Here is a 15,688-nt window from a genome sequence, read left to right as displayed (position 1 = left end):
CATCGAGGTCGCCGACCTGAATCTGCCACGCGCCGCGACCGCGCCGCGCGCCGTCGCGCCGGCTGTGGATCCGGATCGCAGCCGCATCGAATCGGCGCTGGCCCACAGCCACGGCATCATTGCCCAGGCCGCCGCCGAACTCGGGCTGAGCCGGCAGGCGCTGTACCGGCGCATGGACCGCTACGGTATTCCACGCGAATGAGCCGGCGCTCGTTTACTTTCCGGCTGTTCCTGCGGCTGCTGCCAGTGCTGGCATTGGCCGCCGCCGGGCCGTGGCTGCTGGCCTACTGGATGGATCACGGCTGGGCGGTGGCGTTGATCTCCACGGCGCTGCTGCTGGCGCTGATGTGGTGGACGCTGCGGCGGGCGACCGCGCCGGTACGCTCACTGCTGCGGGCGCTGTCCGGCACCACCAGCAGCTACCGCGACGGCGAGTACAACTTCAGCGTGTACTGGCCGGGCGATGACGAGCTGGGCGACCTGGTGAAGGCGCATCGCGAGCTGGGCGATGTGCTGCGCGAGCAGCGCCAGGGACTGGTGCAACGCGAGCTGCTGCTGGACACCATGGTGCAGAACACGCCGGTGTCGATGCTGCTGCTCGCCAACGGCGGCGACGGCATCCAGCGCGTGGTGTTTTCCAACCTGGCCGCACGCAAGCTGCTGCACAACGGCTGGAAGCTGGAAGGCCAGCGCATGGACGACGTGCTGGAGACCATGCCGGTGGAGCTGCGCGACGCGATCATGCGCGGCGGCGACAGTCTGTTTGCGGTGCGGGTGAGCGAGGAAGACGGACCGGAGCCGGATGAAGACGATGAGCAGGTGTATCACCTGTCGCGGCGCAGCTTCCATCTGAACGGACGTCCGCACGACCTGCTGCTGGTCCGCCTGCTTACCGCCGAACTGCGCCGCCAGGAGGTCCAGACCTGGAAGAAGGTGATCCGGGTGATCAGCCACGAGTTGAACAACTCGCTGGCTCCCATCGCCTCCCTGGCGCATTCCGGCGGCGAGCTGGTACGACGCGGCAAGACCGAACGCCTGGAGAACGTGTTTTCCACCATTGAAGAGCGCGCGCGGCATCTGGAAGGATTCATCCGCGGCTACGCGCGTTTTGCCAAGCTGCCACAGCCGCAGTTGCAGAACGTGCAGTGGGCGCAGTTCCTGGGCGGCCTGCAGCTGCAGATCCCCTTCCGGATGGCCGAGGTGCCGGAAGACCTGCAGGGACGGATCGACATCGCACAGATGGGGCAGGCCCTGTTGAACCTGCTCAAGAACGCGCACGAAGCCTGCGGCGAAGCCGATCCGCCCAACGACGATGTTGAACTGCGGGTCACGCGGCTCCCGCAGTGGCTGCGCATCGAAGTACTGGACCGGGGCAGGGGCATGAACGAGGCGGTGCTGCAGAACGCGCTGATGCCGTTCTATTCGACCAAACGCAACGGCACCGGCCTGGGCCTGGCGCTCACGCGCGAGATCGTGGAAGCGCATGGCGGCCGGGTGGCGCTGCAGAACCGCCGCGAAGGCGGCCTGTGTGTGTCGATTCTGTTGCCTGGGTAATGAGGTAATGGGTAACGACCAACGGTCGTTACCTACCGAACGGTGGGTGACGACCGTTGGTCGTCACGCCCTCACTTCTTGACCGGACGGTGCCAGCCTTCGATGACCTGCTGGCGGGCACGTGCGACCGTCAACTGACCTTCCGGTGCGTTGCGGGTGATCACCGAACCGGCGGCGATGGTTGCACCTTCGCCCACCGTGACCGGTGCCACCAGCGAGCTGTTCGAGCCGATGAACGCATGGTCGCCGATGGTGGTCTGCGACTTGTTGACCCCGTCATAGTTGCAGGTGATGGTTCCGGCACCGATGTTGACCTTGCTGCCGATGACCGCATCGCCCAGGTAGGTCAGGTGATTGGCCTTGCTGCCTGCACCCAGCTGCACCTTCTTGGTCTCCACGAAGTTGCCCACGTGCGATCCCTCACCCAATACGGTTCCTGGGCGCAGGCGCGAGAACGGCCCGATGTCGGCAGCGCCTTCGCTGACCACGCCGTCCAGGTCGCAGTGCGGCTTCACCACCGTGCCGGCGGCCAGCTTCACGTCCTTAAGGCGGGTGAACGGCCCGATGCTGACGCCGTCACCGAGTACCACGTCGCCTTCGAGAATGACATTGACGTCGATCTGCACGTCGCGACCCACGCGCACCGTGCCACGGATGTCCAGCCTCGCCGGGTCGAGCACGCGTGCGCCCTGCGCGCACAATGCGCGGACTTCGCGCAGCTGCCACGCCCGCTCCAGCTGCGACAGCTGCCAGGGATCGTTGGCACCTTCGGCTTCCTGCGCATCGTCGACGAAGGCCATGTCCGCCGGCGTGTACTCCGCTGCAGCCGACGCGAACACGTCGGTCAGGTAGTACTCGCCCTGCGCGTTGCTGTTGGAAAGCTGCGACAGCCACATGCGCAGCGCCGTGCCGTCGGCGCTGATGATGCCGGTGTTGATGGTGCGGATGGCACGCTGTTCGTCGGTGGCGTCCTTCTGCTCGACGATGGCGGCTACCCGACCTTCGGCGTTGCGGACGATGCGACCATAACCGGTGGGATTGGCGACCTCGGCCACCAGCACGGCCAGGCGACCGGGCTGTGACAGCAGATGGCGGAGGGTGTCGGCGCGGATCAGCGGCACGTCGCCGTACAGCACCAGCACCTTGGCATCGTCCGGCACCTGCGGCATGGCCTGCTGCACGGCGTGGCCGGTGCCGAGCTGCTCGCGCTGCTCGGCCCACTGCAGGTCGGCCTGGTCGGCAAACGCGGCGCGCACCGCTTCGCCGCCGTGGCCGTAGACCACATGGATGCCGGCGGGTTGCAGGGCGCGGGCGGCCTCGATGACGTGCGCAAGCATCGGGCGGCCGGCAATCGGCTGCAGCACCTTGGGCAGGTCCGACTTCATGCGCTTGCCAGCGCCGGCGGCGAGGATGATGACGTGCAGGGCTTGGGTCATGGACGGCAGGACAGTTGATGGGTCTGCAAGATTCTAGTGCGCATGCGGTTAACATGCTGCCTTTGCTGTGCAGGGTGTCGTGTGAGTCTGATCCGCCAAGGGGGCAGTTATCTGATCGTGGGGCTGGTCCAGCTCGCGCTGGACTGGGCGCTGTTCGTCGCGGCCAGTGCAGTGGGCGTGCCGGTGGCCGCGTCCAACCTGCTGGGACGCATCGGCGGAATGCTGCTCGGGTTCTGGCTCAATGGCCGCCACACGTTCGCCGAGCAGGGCCAGCACCGTCTGGGTTGGGCGCGGTTCGGCCGCTTCCTCGCACTGTGGGCGGTGTTGACGGTGGTGAGCACCCTGCTGGTCAGCTTTGTCGCTGCACGGCTGGGACTGGGCCATGCATGGCTGGCCAAGCCGCTGGTGGAAGGCGGCCTGGCGGCCGTCTCCTTCCTGCTGATGCGCCGTCTGGTGTTCCGCTGAGCGTCAGCGCACTGCGCCGCGCGCCTGCCAGGCCGCCTTCCACAGCCCCAGCGGACTGTAGCTGAGCGTCAGCTCGCCTTCGCCCGCCGGCACACAGATGGCGCGGAACAGGCCATTACCCCGGAAAACGGGCAGCGACGCGCCGTTGGCAGTGGCCTGCCAGCCGACCGCGTCCAGCTCGTTGACAACTACCCAGCCGGGCGCATCGGCGCGGTAGCGCAGCTGCAGCTGGCTGGCCTGATAGTCCACTACGGCCACCTGCACGTGCCCGGCCCCGCGTTCCGGGCACGTGACCGGAGCATCCGCGGGCAACCACAGCGTCGTGGTGAAGTCGGTTTCAGCAAACCCGGACGGGTCTGGATAGCGGCCCTCATGGCGGTGCACCGTATGCGGGTTGAGCACACGCGGGAGCACGCTCTCACGCCGCGCCCACTGGATCTGGTCGTCGAAGGGTACCGCGCCCGGAAACGCAGAGCCGGCCACTATCCAGCGCATTCCCAGCAGATCGAACAGGCGCGCGTTGAAGTCAGGGGCCCACGCCGTGGCCGGCTCGTCCTGCACGTACGCCATCGGCCACGGCGGCGTGCCCACCATGTGCTGGTAGTCCAGCGTCATCAGCGGGTTATAGCCATTGACCAGCGGCAGCCCCCAGGCAGCGGCACCGTTGGTCAGCGCGGGCAGCCCGAACACCGCGGCACGCTCGGGAATTCCTGCGACGCGTTCCGGCGCGAGCGCACGGTAGGCGCTCTGGGTGCCACCGCTGCGCTGGGCGGTCGGCACCGACCTCGCCATGCTGCTGGTGTTGAAGTCGGTGCCAACGTTGAACGCGAGCATGTCGACCACCAGCAGTGCCAGCAGCAACCTGCCAGCGCGTGGATGGCCCGCCGCCACGCGGCGAACGCTGCGCAGCGCCCACAATCCGATCCCGGCACTGAGGGCCAGCCACATCAGCGAACGCGGATGCCCTTCAAGCACCAACCACAGCGTGTAGCCCGCGAGGGTGAGCACCGCCGCCAGCGACGGCAGGTGCGGCTGCAGCCGCGGGGTGCGCAGAGCCTGCTGCAGGGCCTGTGCCGCCAGCCAGGCTGCCACCGGCACGACCACGAACAGGGCATCGGCCGGACGCCGGAACAGATCCAGCCCGGGCAGCCAGCCAAACAGCCACGGGAACAGCGGGGTGCGGTCGCCCAATGCGAACGCCACTGCGACCACGATGACAGCCAGCGCCACACGCGCGCGGCGCGGATGCGCCTTGATCACGGCCGCGCCCCAACCGAGCCACAGTGCCAGCGGAACCGCGCCGAGATACAGGTAGTCCTGGGTAATGTCGCCCGGCCCCCAATACGTGCCGCGCCCCTGCTCGAACACGTTGCCGGACAACAGCGTGGCCAGGGTCTGCCAGCGTGTCGCGCCCTGCACGCTTTCCTCCAGGCTGATCACCGCGCGGTTGGTGAAAGGCAACCATGCCAGCGTAGACAACCACTGCGGTGCACTGATCAGTGCGGCCAGCGCCCCCACGGAACCGAGCTGCAGGACCAGGCGAAGACGCCGGCCACCCGGCGCAAGCACAACCGCTGCGAACGCATACAGGGCGCAGCCCAGGATGATGAAGTAGGTGACCTGGGTCAGCTGCAGGCTGCACAGGCCGCCGAGTACGCCGGCCCAGGCTGCGTCATACCAGCGCTGCTGGTGGCGCAGGCGCGAAAGGGCCCACCACAGCCACGGCAGCCACGCGTAGCTTACCAGCATCGGCGTGTGCTGCAGGCGTGAGGCGGCGACGGCGCCGAACGTCAGCACCAGCGCGAACACCAGCTGGGGCAGTGCCTGCAGCCCGTAATGACGTGCCAGCCGCAGCCCGCCCAGGCCGCATATCAGCACATGCAGCATCACGACCACGCCAAACCAGTACAGCGACTGGGGAGCCAGCAGCATGGGCAGCACCATGCTCGGCTGGAAGGTCATCATCTGTGGGTCGGCCACCTGCGGGTAGCCGCTGAACAGATAGGGATTCCACCACGGCAGCTGCAGCCGCTGCAGCTGCTGGGCAACAAAACTCACCGCGGGGAAGAACTGCTGGGTGGCGTCGAAGGGGATCGCCTTGGCCCCCACCAGCCACGGCAGGCCCAGCACGAACCAGATCAGCACGAAGGCCACTTCCGGCCTGGCCAATACGCGTGCGCGCGCGCCAGACACGCTGACGCTGTCTACTGCCTGCATTCCGTGCTTCCCCGTATAGCTTGATATGAAAACGCCGGCATCATGCCGGCGTGTTCAGTGTACTGCCTGGTTCGAAGGTCAGTGCTTGAGCGTCTTGCGCAGACGTTCCAGCGCCTGCAGCTGCACCACGGCCTCGGCCAGCTTCTGCTGCGCTTCGGCCACGTCCATGGCTTCGCCACGGTTGGCCAGCATGCGTTCGGCGTCTTCCTTGGCCTTGCGGACCTTGGCTTCGTCGATGTCCTCGGCACGGATGGCGGTGTCAGCCAGCACGGTCACGACCTGCGGCTGCACTTCCAGGATGCCGCCGGAAATGGCGAAGTCCAGCTGCTCGCCGTTCGGCGTGGTGACCACGACCTTGCCGGGCTTGAGTCGGGTGATCAGCGGGGCGTGCTTGGGCGCAATGCCCAGCTCGCCCAGCTCACCGGTCGCCACGACCAGGGTCGCTTCGCCACGGAAGATTTCCTGTTCAGCGCTGACGATGTCGCAACGAATGGTGCTCATGATCAGGCCTTCTCAGCCATCTTCTTGGCCTTCTCGACCGCTTCTTCGATGCCGCCGACCATGTAGAACGCCTGCTCCGGCAGGTGGTCGTACTCACCATCGACGATGGCCTTGAAGCCACGGATGGTGTCCTTCAGCGACACGTACTTGCCCGGCGAACCGGTGAACACTTCGGCCACGTGGAACGGCTGGCTGAAGAAGCGCTCGATCTTGCGGGCGCGCGACACGGCCTGCTTGTCTTCTTCGGACAGTTCGTCCATGCCCAGGATGGCGATGATGTCCTTCAGTTCCTTGTACTTCTGCAGGGTCTGCTGGACGCGCTGGGCGGTGTCGTAGTGTTCGGTGCCGATGACCAGCGGGTCCATCTGGCGGCTGGTGGAGTCCAGCGGATCGACCGCCGGGTAGATACCCAGCGAAGCGATCGAACGCGACAGGGTCACGGTCGAGTCCAGGTGGGCGAAGGTGGTCGCCGGCGACGGGTCGGTCAGGTCGTCCGCGGGAACGTACACGGCCTGGATCGAGGTGATCGAACCATTCTTGGTCGAGGTGATGCGTTCCTGCAGAACGCCCATTTCCTCGGCCAGGGTCGGCTGGTAACCCACCGCCGACGGCATACGGCCCAGCAGTGCCGACACTTCGGTACCGGCCAGGGTGTAGCGGTAGATGTTGTCGACGAACAGCAGCACGTCCTTGCCCTTGCCGTTTTCGTCCTTCTCATCGCGGAAGTATTCCGCCATGGTCAGGCCGGTCAGCGCCACGCGCAGACGGTTGCCCGGCGGCTCGTTCATCTGGCCGTAGACCATTGCCACCTTGTCGAGGACGTTGGAGTCCTTCATTTCGTGGTAGAAGTCGTTGCCCTCACGGGTACGCTCACCCACGCCGGCGAACACGGACAGGCCGCTGTGCGCCTTGGCGATGTTGTTGATCAGTTCCATCATGTTGACGGTCTTGCCGACGCCGGCACCGCCGAACAGGCCGACCTTGCCGCCCTTGGCGAACGGGCACATCAGGTCGATCACCTTGATGCCGGTTTCCAGCAGCTCGGTGGCCGGGGACTGGTCTTCGTACGACGGGGCTTCACGGTGGATTTCCCAGCTGTCGCTGGCGGCCACCGGGCCGGCTTCGTCGATCGGACGGCCGAGCACGTCCATGATGCGACCCAGGGTGCCCGGACCGACCGGCACCGAGATGGCGCGGTTGGTGTTGGTGGCGACCAGGTTGCGCTTCAGGCCGTCGGTGGAACCGAGGGCGATGGTACGCACCACGCCGTCGCCCAGCTGCTGCTGGACTTCGAGGGTGATTTCGGTGTTGTCGACCTTCAGTGCGTCGTACACCTTCGGCACCGACTCACGCGGGAATTCGACGTCGACGACCGCGCCGATGATCTGAACGATCTTGCCCTGACTCATTGCTGCATCCTCTAATTTAAATGCTTTGACTGTGCGCGTCAGACTGCTGCCGCGCCGCCGACGATTTCGGAAATTTCCTGGGTGATCGCTGCCTGGCGGGCCTTGTTGTAGACCAGCTGCAGGGTTCCGATCAGCTTGTTGGCGTTGTCGCTGGCCGCCTTCATCGCCACCATGCGTGCAGCATGTTCAGAGGCGACGTTCTCCAGCACGGCCTGGTACACCAGCGATTCCACGTAGCGGGTCATCACGTGCTCAAGCACGGTGGCCGCGTCGGGTTCGTACAGGTAGTCCCAGTCATGGTGTGCCACCTGCTTTTCAGCGGGCGGCAGCGGCAGCAGCTGGTCGAAGCTGGCCTTCTGCACCATCGTGTTGATGAAGCGGTTGTAGACCAGGTAGACGCGGTCGACCTTGCCTTCGGTGAAGGCGTCGAGCATCACCTTGATCACGCCGATCAGCTGTTCCAGGTGCGGCACGTCGCCCATGTGGGTCACGCTGCCGACCATGTTGACCTTGATCCGGCGGAAGAAGGTCGATGCCTTCTGGCCGATGGTCACCACGTCGATCTCGGCACCCTTTTCCTGGTACTGGCGGACTTCGCCCAGCATCTTGCGGAACAGGTTGTTGTTCAGGCCACCGGCCAGACCACGGTCGGAGGAGATCACGATGTAGCCGACCCGCTTGACCTCGTCACGCTGGACCAGGAAGGGGTGCTGGTAGTCGGTGCTGGCCTGGGCCAGGTGACCGATGACCTGCTTCATCGCCTGCGCATACGGACGCGAGGTCTTCATGCGATCCTGCGCCTTGCGGATCTTGGAGGCCGACACCATCTCCAGCGCGCGGGTCACCTTGCGGGTGTTCTGCACGCTCTTGATCTTGGTTTTGATTTCGCGACCGCTTGCCATCTCTTATTCCCGTATCGCGGGGCGGGCCCCGCGGTTGTTCGTCAAAGCGGGGCAAGCCCCGCTCTACGCGCTTACCAGCTGCCGGTGGTCTTGAACTCGGCGATGCCCTTCTTGAAGGCACCTTCGATGTCGTTGTCCCAACCGCCGGTGGCGTTGACCTTGCTGATCAGCTCGCCCTGGGTATTGGCGAAGTGCGCGTGCAGGCCTTCTTCGAAGGCCAGCAGCTTGGCGACCGGCACGTCGTCGAGGTAACCCTCGTTGACGGCGTAGATCGACAGCGCCTGGTTGGCGATCGACATCGGGGCGTACTGCTTCTGCTTCATCAGCTCGGTCACGCGCTGGCCGCGCTCCAGCTGCTTGCGGGTGGCTTCGTCCAGGTCCGAGGCGAACTGCGCGAAGGCAGCCAGCTCACGGTACTGGGCCAGCGAGATACGGATGCCGCCGGACAGCTTCTTGATGATCTTGGTCTGGGCCGCACCACCGACGCGCGACACCGAGATACCGGCGTTCACAGCCGGACGGATGCCCGAGTTGAACAGGTCGGTTTCCAGGAAGATCTGACCGTCGGTGATCGAGATCACGTTGGTCGGGACGAACGCCGAGACGTCGCCGGCCTGGGTTTCGATGATCGGCAGCGCGGTCAGCGAACCGGTCTTGCCCTTCACTTCACCCTTGGTGAACTGCTCCACGTACTCTTCCGAGACGCGGGCCGCACGTTCCAGCAGGCGGGAGTGCAGGTAGAACACGTCACCCGGGTAGGCTTCACGGCCCGGCGGGCGCTTCAGCAGCAGCGAGATCTGGCGGTACGCCACGGCCTGCTTGGACAGGTCGTCGTACACGATCAGGGCGTCCTGGCCGCGGTCCATGAAGTACTCACCCATGGTGCAGCCCGAGTAGGCGCTGATGTACTGCATGGCAGCCGATTCGGACGCGGTTGCGGCCACGACCACGGTGTGGGCCAGCGCGCCGTTTTCTTCCAGCTTGCGCACGATGTTGGCCACGGTCGAAGCCTTCTGGCCGATCGCGACGTACACGCACTTGATGCCGGTGTTCTTCTGGTTGATCACCGCGTCGATGGCCAGGGCGGTCTTGCCGGTCTGGCGGTCACCGATGACCAGCTCGCGCTGGCCGCGGCCGATCGGGATCATGGCGTCGACGGACTTGTAACCGGTCTGCACCGGCTCGTCGACCGACTTGCGCCAGATCACGCCCGGAGCCACACGCTCCACCGGTGCGGTCAGCTGGGCCGCGATCGGGCCCTTGCCGTCGATCGGCTCGCCGAGTGCGTTCACGACGCGACCCAGCATTTCCGGACCGACCGGCACTTCCAGGATGCGGCCGGTGGTCTTGGCCACGTCGCCTTCGCGCAGGTGCTCGTAGCTGCCCAGGACCACGGCGCCGACCGAGTCGCGCTCCAGGTTCAGGGCCAGGGCGAAGGTGTTGTTCGGCAGTTCGATCATTTCGCCCTGCATCACGTCGGCCAGACCGAAGATGCGCACGATGCCGTCGGACACGCTGGTCACGGTGCCTTCGTTGCGCGATTCCGCGGCCAGCTTGACCTTCTCGATGCGGTTCTTGATCAGTTCGCTGATTTCGGAGGGGTTGAGCGTGGTTGCCATCGTCAAGTCCTAGTGCCGGCGGTCAGGCCGGACGTTAAATGAATTCAGTTAGCGAGCGCGGTCTGCAGGCGCGACAGCTTGCCCTTGAGCGAGCCATCGATCACCACGTCGCCGGCGTCGATCACGGCACCGCCGATCAGCGAAGCGTCGACCGCCGTGGTGACGTCCACCTCACGGCCGAAGCGCTTGCGCAGCGCGGCCTTGATGGCGTCCAGTTCAGCGGAGGACAGCTCGGCGGCCGAGGTCACGGTGGCTTTGACCACGTGTTCGGCTTCGGCGCGGAGCTGGTCGTACATGCCAGCGATTTCCGGCAGCAGCGGCAGACGGTGCGCCTCAGCCAGCAGGCTCAGGAAGCGACCGAAGGTCTCGCTGGCCGAGGCCGGTGCCAGCAGCGCGACAGCTTCGTCACGGCCCAGCTCCGGGTTCGACAGCAGGGCCGACACGCGCGGATCGGCGGCCACGTGGGCGGAGAACGCAAGCGCGTCCGACCACGGCGCGAACGTGCCTTCGTCGCGCGCGGTCGCGAACGCGGCGCGGGCATACGGGCGTGCAAGCGTGAGGGCCTGGCTCATCGTTTAGATCTCCGAGGCCAGCTCGTCGAGCAGCGCCTTGTGGGCGTTGGCGTCGATTTCGCGCTTGAGCAGCTTTTCAGCGCCGGTCACGGCCAGGGCGGACACCTGCTTGCGCAGATCTTCGCGGGCACGGTTGGCAGCAGCATCGATCTCAGCCTGGGCCAGTTCTTTCTGGCGGGTGGCTTCAACGATGGCTTCGTTCTTGGCGGCTTCAACGATCTGGTTGGCGCGCGCGTGGGCCTGGTCGATGATCTCGTTGGCCTTGGTGCGGGCGTCCTTCAGCGCTTCGTTGACCTTTTCCTGCGCCTGGGCCAGATCCTTCTGGCTGCGGTCTGCAGCGGCGAGGCCTTCAGCGATCTTCTGCTGGCGCTCTTCGATGGCATTCATCAGCGGCGGCCAGATCTTGGTCGCGATGATCCAGATCAGACCGGCGAACGCCAGTGCCTGGGCAACGAGGGTAAAACCGATTTCCATGGGGTTCGCTCAATCTGGGGTGACGGGGTGGACGCGCCGCCGTGGCGGCGCATCCGGTCCTTCATCCGCGAGCGGGTGCCGTGTGGCACCCGTTCGTTTCAAACCGCTGAATCAGCCGGCCAGAGCCTTGGTGACAGCGGAGGCGAAAGCCGAGCTCAGCGGGTTGGCGAAGGCCAGCAGCAGGCCGACGGCGACCGAGATGATGAACGCGGCGTCGATCAGGCCGGCGGTGATGAACATGCGGACCTGCAGGACCGGGATCAGTTCCGGCTGGCGGGCGGCCGACTCCAGGAACTTACCGGCCATGATGGCCAGGCCCAGACCGGCACCCAGCGCGGCCAGGCCGATCATGATGCCGACGGCGAGGGCGGTGGAGCTCTGAATCTGCGCGAAGTTGGTCAGGACGGCGGCAAAGTACATGGTTATCTCCTGGAACTAATTAGTAGCTAAGGGTAATGAAACGGATGAAGGGTGAAGCGAAAACTCAGTGAGCGTCTTCCGACAGGCTCAGGTACACGATGGACAGCATCATGAAGATGAACGCCTGCAGCGGAATCACCAGCAGGTGGAACAGCATCCAGCCCAGGCCGAATGCACCGCCGGCAATGGCACCGACGATACCTGCGCTGCCCAGCACCCAGATCAGCAGGAAGACGATTTCGCCGCCGAACATGTTGCCGAACAGTCGCATCGCCAGCGAAATCGGCTTGCTCAGCCACTCGACGATGTTGAGGATCAGGTTGAACGGCATCATCCACTTGCCGAACGGCGCGGTCAGGAATTCCTTGGTGAAACCACCAAAGCCCTTGGCGCGCAGCGAGAAGAACAGCATCAGGAAGAACACGCTGATCGACATGCCCAGGGTGGCATTGACGTCGGCGGTCGGCACCGGCTTCCAGTACGGGATGCCCAGGGCTTCCAGCGGCAGCGCGATGAAGTCAGCCGGAATCATCTTGACGAGGTTCATCAAGAGGATCCAGAAGAAGATGGTGATGGCGATCGGGGTCACCAGCTTGCTGGTGCCGTGGTAGGTGTCCTTGGCCTGGCGGTCAACGAACTCCAGGCAGATTTCCACGAACGCCTGCCACTTGCCCGGCACCCCGGCGGTGGCCTTGCGCGTGGCCAGCCAGAAGCCGAACACCATCAGCAGACCCAGCGCGACCGAGGTCACGATGGTGTCGACGTGGATCGCCCAGAAACCGCCTTCCTGCATGTGGAAGGTCAGGTTGTGCAGGTGATGTTGGATGTAGGAGGTGGGTGTAAGCGCCTCGCCTGCCATGTGTCCGGAACCTTGAGTTAAATAAATAAAAGGGAATCAGAGCCTGGCCATTGCCAGGGCCTGGAACATCAGTCCGACAGCGACTCCGGCCAGCAGCGCCAGGGCAGGCAGCTTGAAGACCATGAAACACACCGCCAGGACACCAAAAACGAGCACCAGCTTCACCACCATGCCCAGGATCAGCCGGAGCAGCGCCGAACCGGCTGCCTGCACCCCGCCCCCGAACGCCATCCGCGCCGCGATCGAGCCACCAATGGCGATCGCAACACCCGGTGCCAACACCCCAAGGGCGGCTTTCGGGCCTGCCAGCAGCAGGAAGATCAGCGCCAGGACAGCCACTGCGGCCAGCGGGTAGACCGCAGCGCGCAGCATCAGTCGCCGACCCGCAGCAACGGAGTTCAGCACACGAAGTCCTGCATGTTTGTGGGAAGAATGGCCAAGGCGGTAACAAGCGCCTCGTCGAGCCGCCAAATTATAGCAACGGGACAATTTGCGAGACAACCGCCCCCTGTTCATCCCTGAAGACCGCAAGTTGCTGCATCGCCACAGTTTTTGCCCCGTCAGGCGGTCCAATCGCGCCACACCGTGACGCTTCTGATTCCGCATTGCAGCATATTGAACTTTGGTCGCAGCCGCTGGTCTGTTCAATCGGCCTGTCGCTTCATCCTCGTCGACGCCCTGTTGCAGGCCGCTGCGAGGTGGCCCCGAAGCTCTCTCCGGGGCCACCTCCCTTCTGCCGCTCCCGAAACGCGGTCCCGGTCACATTGCCGCCGCCGCGACTGAACGGTACACACGCCGTCCACCATACGTTCACGAATGGTGGACGCTGGCGCAGCGCACAGTGATTCCACTTCTTCGAATCTCTGCAAGGATCATTCCTCATGCGCCTGTCGCTCTCCCTGCTTGCCCTTCCCCTCGCCCTGGCCACGCTGGCACACGCCGGCGACGCGCACGCCGCTGAAGGCGATGACCGTTTCGCGCTGCGCCTGGGTGCGATGAACATCGACTCGGACAACACGATCCGCGGCAGCACCACCATCGCCGGACAGGACCTGAGCTTCTCGGAAGACTTCAAGCTGGGCGGCAAGGAATGGGAACCGCGCGTGGACGGCCTGTTCCGTATCAGCGACCGTCAGCGCCTGATCTTCAACTACTTCAAGTACGACAAGGATCGCCGCGAGACGCTGGACGAGGGCATCAGCTTCGGTGACGAGAGCGTGCCGGCCGGCAGCTTCATCAAGGGCGAGCTGAAGTATCAGGTGGCGAGCCTGGTGTACGACTACTCCGTGGTGGACACCGATACCTTCGACCTGGGTCTGCAGCTCGGTGCCGAGTACGCCAAGGTCAGCACCAAGGGCTATGCCTCGGTGGGCACGCTGTATGAAGGCCAGTTCCTCGATGAGAGCACTGACGGCGTGGCACCGGTGGCGGGCGCACGCTTCACCATCACCCCGTCGGAGAAGTGGATGATCACCGCGCAGGGCCAGTACCTGAACACCGACTGGGGCAGCTTCGACGATTACGAAGGTGACCTGACCCGCGCCAACGTGATCGTCGATTACCGCATGACCGAGAACTTCGGCCTGTTTGCCGGCTATGACTGGTTCCGCCTTGACGTGGATCAGAAGGGCAGCGACGGCGTCATCGGCCTGAAGCAGGAGTTCAAGGGTCCGGTGGCGGGCATCAGCGTGATGTTCTGATAGCGCGCGAAGAGCAGCCGGGCAAGCCCGGCTCTACGAAAAAGCCCGGCTTTTGCCGGGCTTTTTTTACTTCTTCTTCGGGATGTACAGGTCGGTGATGGTGCCGTCGTAGATTTCCGCCGACATCGCCACCGACTCGCTCAGGGTCGGATGTGCATGGATGGTGTGGCCAATGTCCTCGGCCTCCGCCCCCAGTTCGATGGCCAGGCCGATTTCCGCCAGCAGGTCACCGGCATGCACGCCGACGATGGCACCACCAATGATGCGGTGGGTGTCTTCGTCGAAGATCAGCTTGGTGAAGCCTTCAGTGCGACCAATGCCGATGGCGCGACCGCTGGCCGCCCACGGGAACTTCGCCACGCCGACCTTCAGGCCCTTGGCCTTGGCCTCGGTTTCAGTCACGCCCACCCAGGCGATTTCCGGGTTGGTGTAGGCCACGGACGGAATCACGCGGGCCACCCACTCCTTCTTCTCGCCGGCGGCCACTTCTGCGGCCAGCTTGCCCTCGTGCGTGGCCTTGTGGGCCAGCATCGGATTACCGACGATGTCGCCGATGGCGAAGATATGCGGCACGTTGGTGCGCATCTGCCGGTCCACCGGAATGAAGCCACGATCCGTGACCTGCACGCCGGCTGCCTCAGCGGCAATCTTGCGGCCGTTCGGCGAGCGGCCCACGGCCACCAGCACGCGGTCGAAGGTGCCCTGCGCCAGCGCCGGGGTTTCGCCTTCGGCAGCGGCCTCGAAGGTCACCGTGATGCCCTTCTTGTCCGCGCTCACGCCAGCGGCCTTGGTCTTCAGGTGCACTTCGATGCCCTGCTTCTTCAGGCGGTCGGCGAGCGGCTTGACCAGGTCCTTGTCGGCACCCGGCATCAGCTGGTCCATGAACTCGACCACGGTCACCTTGCTGCCGAGCGCACCGTACACGGTGGCCATTTCCAGGCCGATGATGCCGCCGCCGACGACCAGCAGCGAACCCGGCACTTCGGCCAGTTCCAGCGCGTCGGTGGAGTCCATCACGCGCGGGTCGTCCCACGGGAAGTTCGGCAGCTTCACCGCCTGCGAACCGGCGGCGATGATGCACTGTTCAAAGCGCAGCAGCTGGGTCTTGCCGTCGTCGCCGACGATCTCCAGTTCGTTGGCCGACACGAAGGTGGCCACGCCCTGCACGGTGCGCACCTTGCGCTGCTTGGCCATGCCGGCCAGGCCCTTGGTCAGCTGGTTGACCACCTTTTCCTTGTAGCCGCGCAGCTTGTCCAGGGTGATGGTCGGCTTGCCGAACTCAACGCCGAAGTCGCCCGCATGGGCCACTTCATCGATGACGGCGGCCGCGTGCAGCAGCGCCTTGGACGGAATGCAGCCGACGTTGAGACAGACGCCGCCAAGACTGGCGTAACGCTCGATCAGCACCGTGTCCACGCCCAGGTCGGCCGAGCGGAACGCGGCGGTGTAACCTCCCGGACCTGCACCCAACACGACCATCCTGCACTCGATGTCAGCCGGCTTGCCCGACGACAGCGCCGGCTTCGGCGCGGCCGGTTCGGCCGGAGCGCGGTGCGACGG

The 15,688-nt window shown here is 65.2% G+C and carries 16 protein-coding genes; 4 read left to right on the top strand and 12 right to left on the bottom strand.

Annotation, left to right across the window (positions count from 1 at the left end):
- Both EGJ34_RS15555 and EGJ34_RS15550 read left to right on the top strand, forming a co-directional pair.
- Positions 1–202, top strand: a 202-nt coding sequence (locus EGJ34_RS15555) for a helix-turn-helix domain-containing protein (RefSeq protein WP_185750201.1), incomplete at its 5' end; no start/stop codon positions are given.
- Complete coding sequence (locus EGJ34_RS15550; protein ID WP_125361412.1) at positions 199–1,554, top strand: ATP-binding protein; 1,356 nt, start codon at positions 199–201, stop codon at positions 1,552–1,554. The genes EGJ34_RS15555 and EGJ34_RS15550, both read left to right, overlap by 4 nt.
- Before the next feature lie 71 nt (positions 1,555–1,625).
- Here EGJ34_RS15550 and glmU read toward each other — a convergent pair whose 3' ends face one another.
- Positions 1,626–2,990 carry a bifunctional UDP-N-acetylglucosamine diphosphorylase/glucosamine-1-phosphate N-acetyltransferase GlmU gene (gene glmU / locus EGJ34_RS15545; protein ID WP_125361410.1) on the bottom strand — a complete coding sequence of 455 codons (1,365 nt, stop codon included), beginning with the start codon at positions 2,988–2,990 and terminating at the stop codon, positions 1,626–1,628.
- Positions 2,991–3,071: 81 nt separating this feature from the next.
- On the opposite strand from glmU, the gene EGJ34_RS15540 reads away from it, so the two are divergent.
- The gene (locus EGJ34_RS15540; protein WP_125361408.1) at positions 3,072–3,455 is read left to right on the top strand and encodes a GtrA family protein; all 384 of its coding nucleotides are present in this window, start codon (positions 3,072–3,074) and stop codon (positions 3,453–3,455) included.
- Between the two features lie 3 nt (positions 3,456–3,458).
- Here EGJ34_RS15540 and EGJ34_RS15535 read toward each other — a convergent pair whose 3' ends face one another.
- The 10 genes from EGJ34_RS15535 to EGJ34_RS15490 all read right to left on the bottom strand — a co-directional run bounded on the left by EGJ34_RS15535 (position 3,459) and on the right by EGJ34_RS15490 (position 12,833).
- On the bottom strand, positions 3,459–5,672 hold the full coding sequence (locus EGJ34_RS15535) for a hypothetical protein (RefSeq protein ID WP_125361406.1): 2,214 nt from the start codon (positions 5,670–5,672) through the stop codon (positions 3,459–3,461).
- Between the two features lie 78 nt (positions 5,673–5,750).
- Positions 5,751–6,173, bottom strand: coding sequence for a F0F1 ATP synthase subunit epsilon (locus EGJ34_RS15530; protein ID WP_125361404.1), 423 nt, complete (start codon positions 6,171–6,173; stop codon positions 5,751–5,753).
- Positions 6,174–6,175: 2 nt separating this feature from the next.
- Positions 6,176–7,582, bottom strand: a complete 1,407-nt coding sequence (atpD, locus tag EGJ34_RS15525; protein ID WP_125361402.1) for a F0F1 ATP synthase subunit beta — start codon at positions 7,580–7,582, stop codon at positions 6,176–6,178.
- Between the two features lie 38 nt (positions 7,583–7,620).
- On the bottom strand, positions 7,621–8,484 hold the full coding sequence (atpG, locus tag EGJ34_RS15520) for a F0F1 ATP synthase subunit gamma (protein WP_125361400.1): 864 nt from the start codon (positions 8,482–8,484) through the stop codon (positions 7,621–7,623).
- 71 nt (positions 8,485–8,555) lie between these two features.
- On the bottom strand, positions 8,556–10,103 hold the full coding sequence (gene atpA, locus EGJ34_RS15515) for a F0F1 ATP synthase subunit alpha (protein ID WP_125361398.1): 1,548 nt from the start codon (positions 10,101–10,103) through the stop codon (positions 8,556–8,558).
- Between the two features lie 44 nt (positions 10,104–10,147).
- Complete coding sequence (locus EGJ34_RS15510; RefSeq protein WP_125361396.1) at positions 10,148–10,675, bottom strand: F0F1 ATP synthase subunit delta; 528 nt, start codon at positions 10,673–10,675, stop codon at positions 10,148–10,150.
- Positions 10,676–10,678: 3 nt separating this feature from the next.
- Positions 10,679–11,149 carry a F0F1 ATP synthase subunit B gene (locus EGJ34_RS15505; protein ID WP_125361394.1) on the bottom strand — a complete coding sequence of 157 codons (471 nt, stop codon included), beginning with the start codon at positions 11,147–11,149 and terminating at the stop codon, positions 10,679–10,681.
- A gap of 111 nt (positions 11,150–11,260) precedes the next feature.
- The gene (gene atpE / locus EGJ34_RS15500; protein WP_125361392.1) at positions 11,261–11,569 is read right to left on the bottom strand and encodes a F0F1 ATP synthase subunit C; all 309 of its coding nucleotides are present in this window, start codon (positions 11,567–11,569) and stop codon (positions 11,261–11,263) included.
- A gap of 64 nt (positions 11,570–11,633) precedes the next feature.
- Entirely contained in the window at positions 11,634–12,428 is a 795-nt protein-coding gene (atpB, locus tag EGJ34_RS15495) for a F0F1 ATP synthase subunit A (protein ID WP_125361390.1), read from the bottom strand.
- Between the two features lie 36 nt (positions 12,429–12,464).
- A complete protein-coding gene (locus EGJ34_RS15490; RefSeq protein ID WP_185750200.1) occupies positions 12,465–12,833 on the bottom strand; it encodes a hypothetical protein in 369 nt (122 codons plus the stop codon).
- A 476-nt stretch (positions 12,834–13,309) separates the two neighbouring features.
- Here EGJ34_RS15490 and EGJ34_RS15485 point away from each other — a divergent pair, with 476 nt between their 5' ends.
- Positions 13,310–14,128 carry a hypothetical protein gene (locus EGJ34_RS15485; protein WP_125361386.1) on the top strand — a complete coding sequence of 273 codons (819 nt, stop codon included), beginning with the start codon at positions 13,310–13,312 and terminating at the stop codon, positions 14,126–14,128.
- A 66-nt stretch (positions 14,129–14,194) separates the two neighbouring features.
- Here the strand turns inward: EGJ34_RS15485 and lpdA are convergent.
- A partial coding sequence (gene lpdA, locus EGJ34_RS15480) for a dihydrolipoyl dehydrogenase (protein ID WP_125361384.1) occupies positions 14,195–15,688 on the bottom strand: 1,494 nt, incomplete at its 5' end.

It is taken from the genome of Stenotrophomonas sp. 278, assembly GCF_003935715.1.
Taxonomy (GTDB): domain Bacteria; phylum Pseudomonadota; class Gammaproteobacteria; order Xanthomonadales; family Xanthomonadaceae; genus Stenotrophomonas; species Stenotrophomonas maltophilia_AH.
The sequence above is the reverse complement of the archived record's forward strand: the minus strand, read 5'-3'. Positions and strand labels throughout refer to the sequence as shown.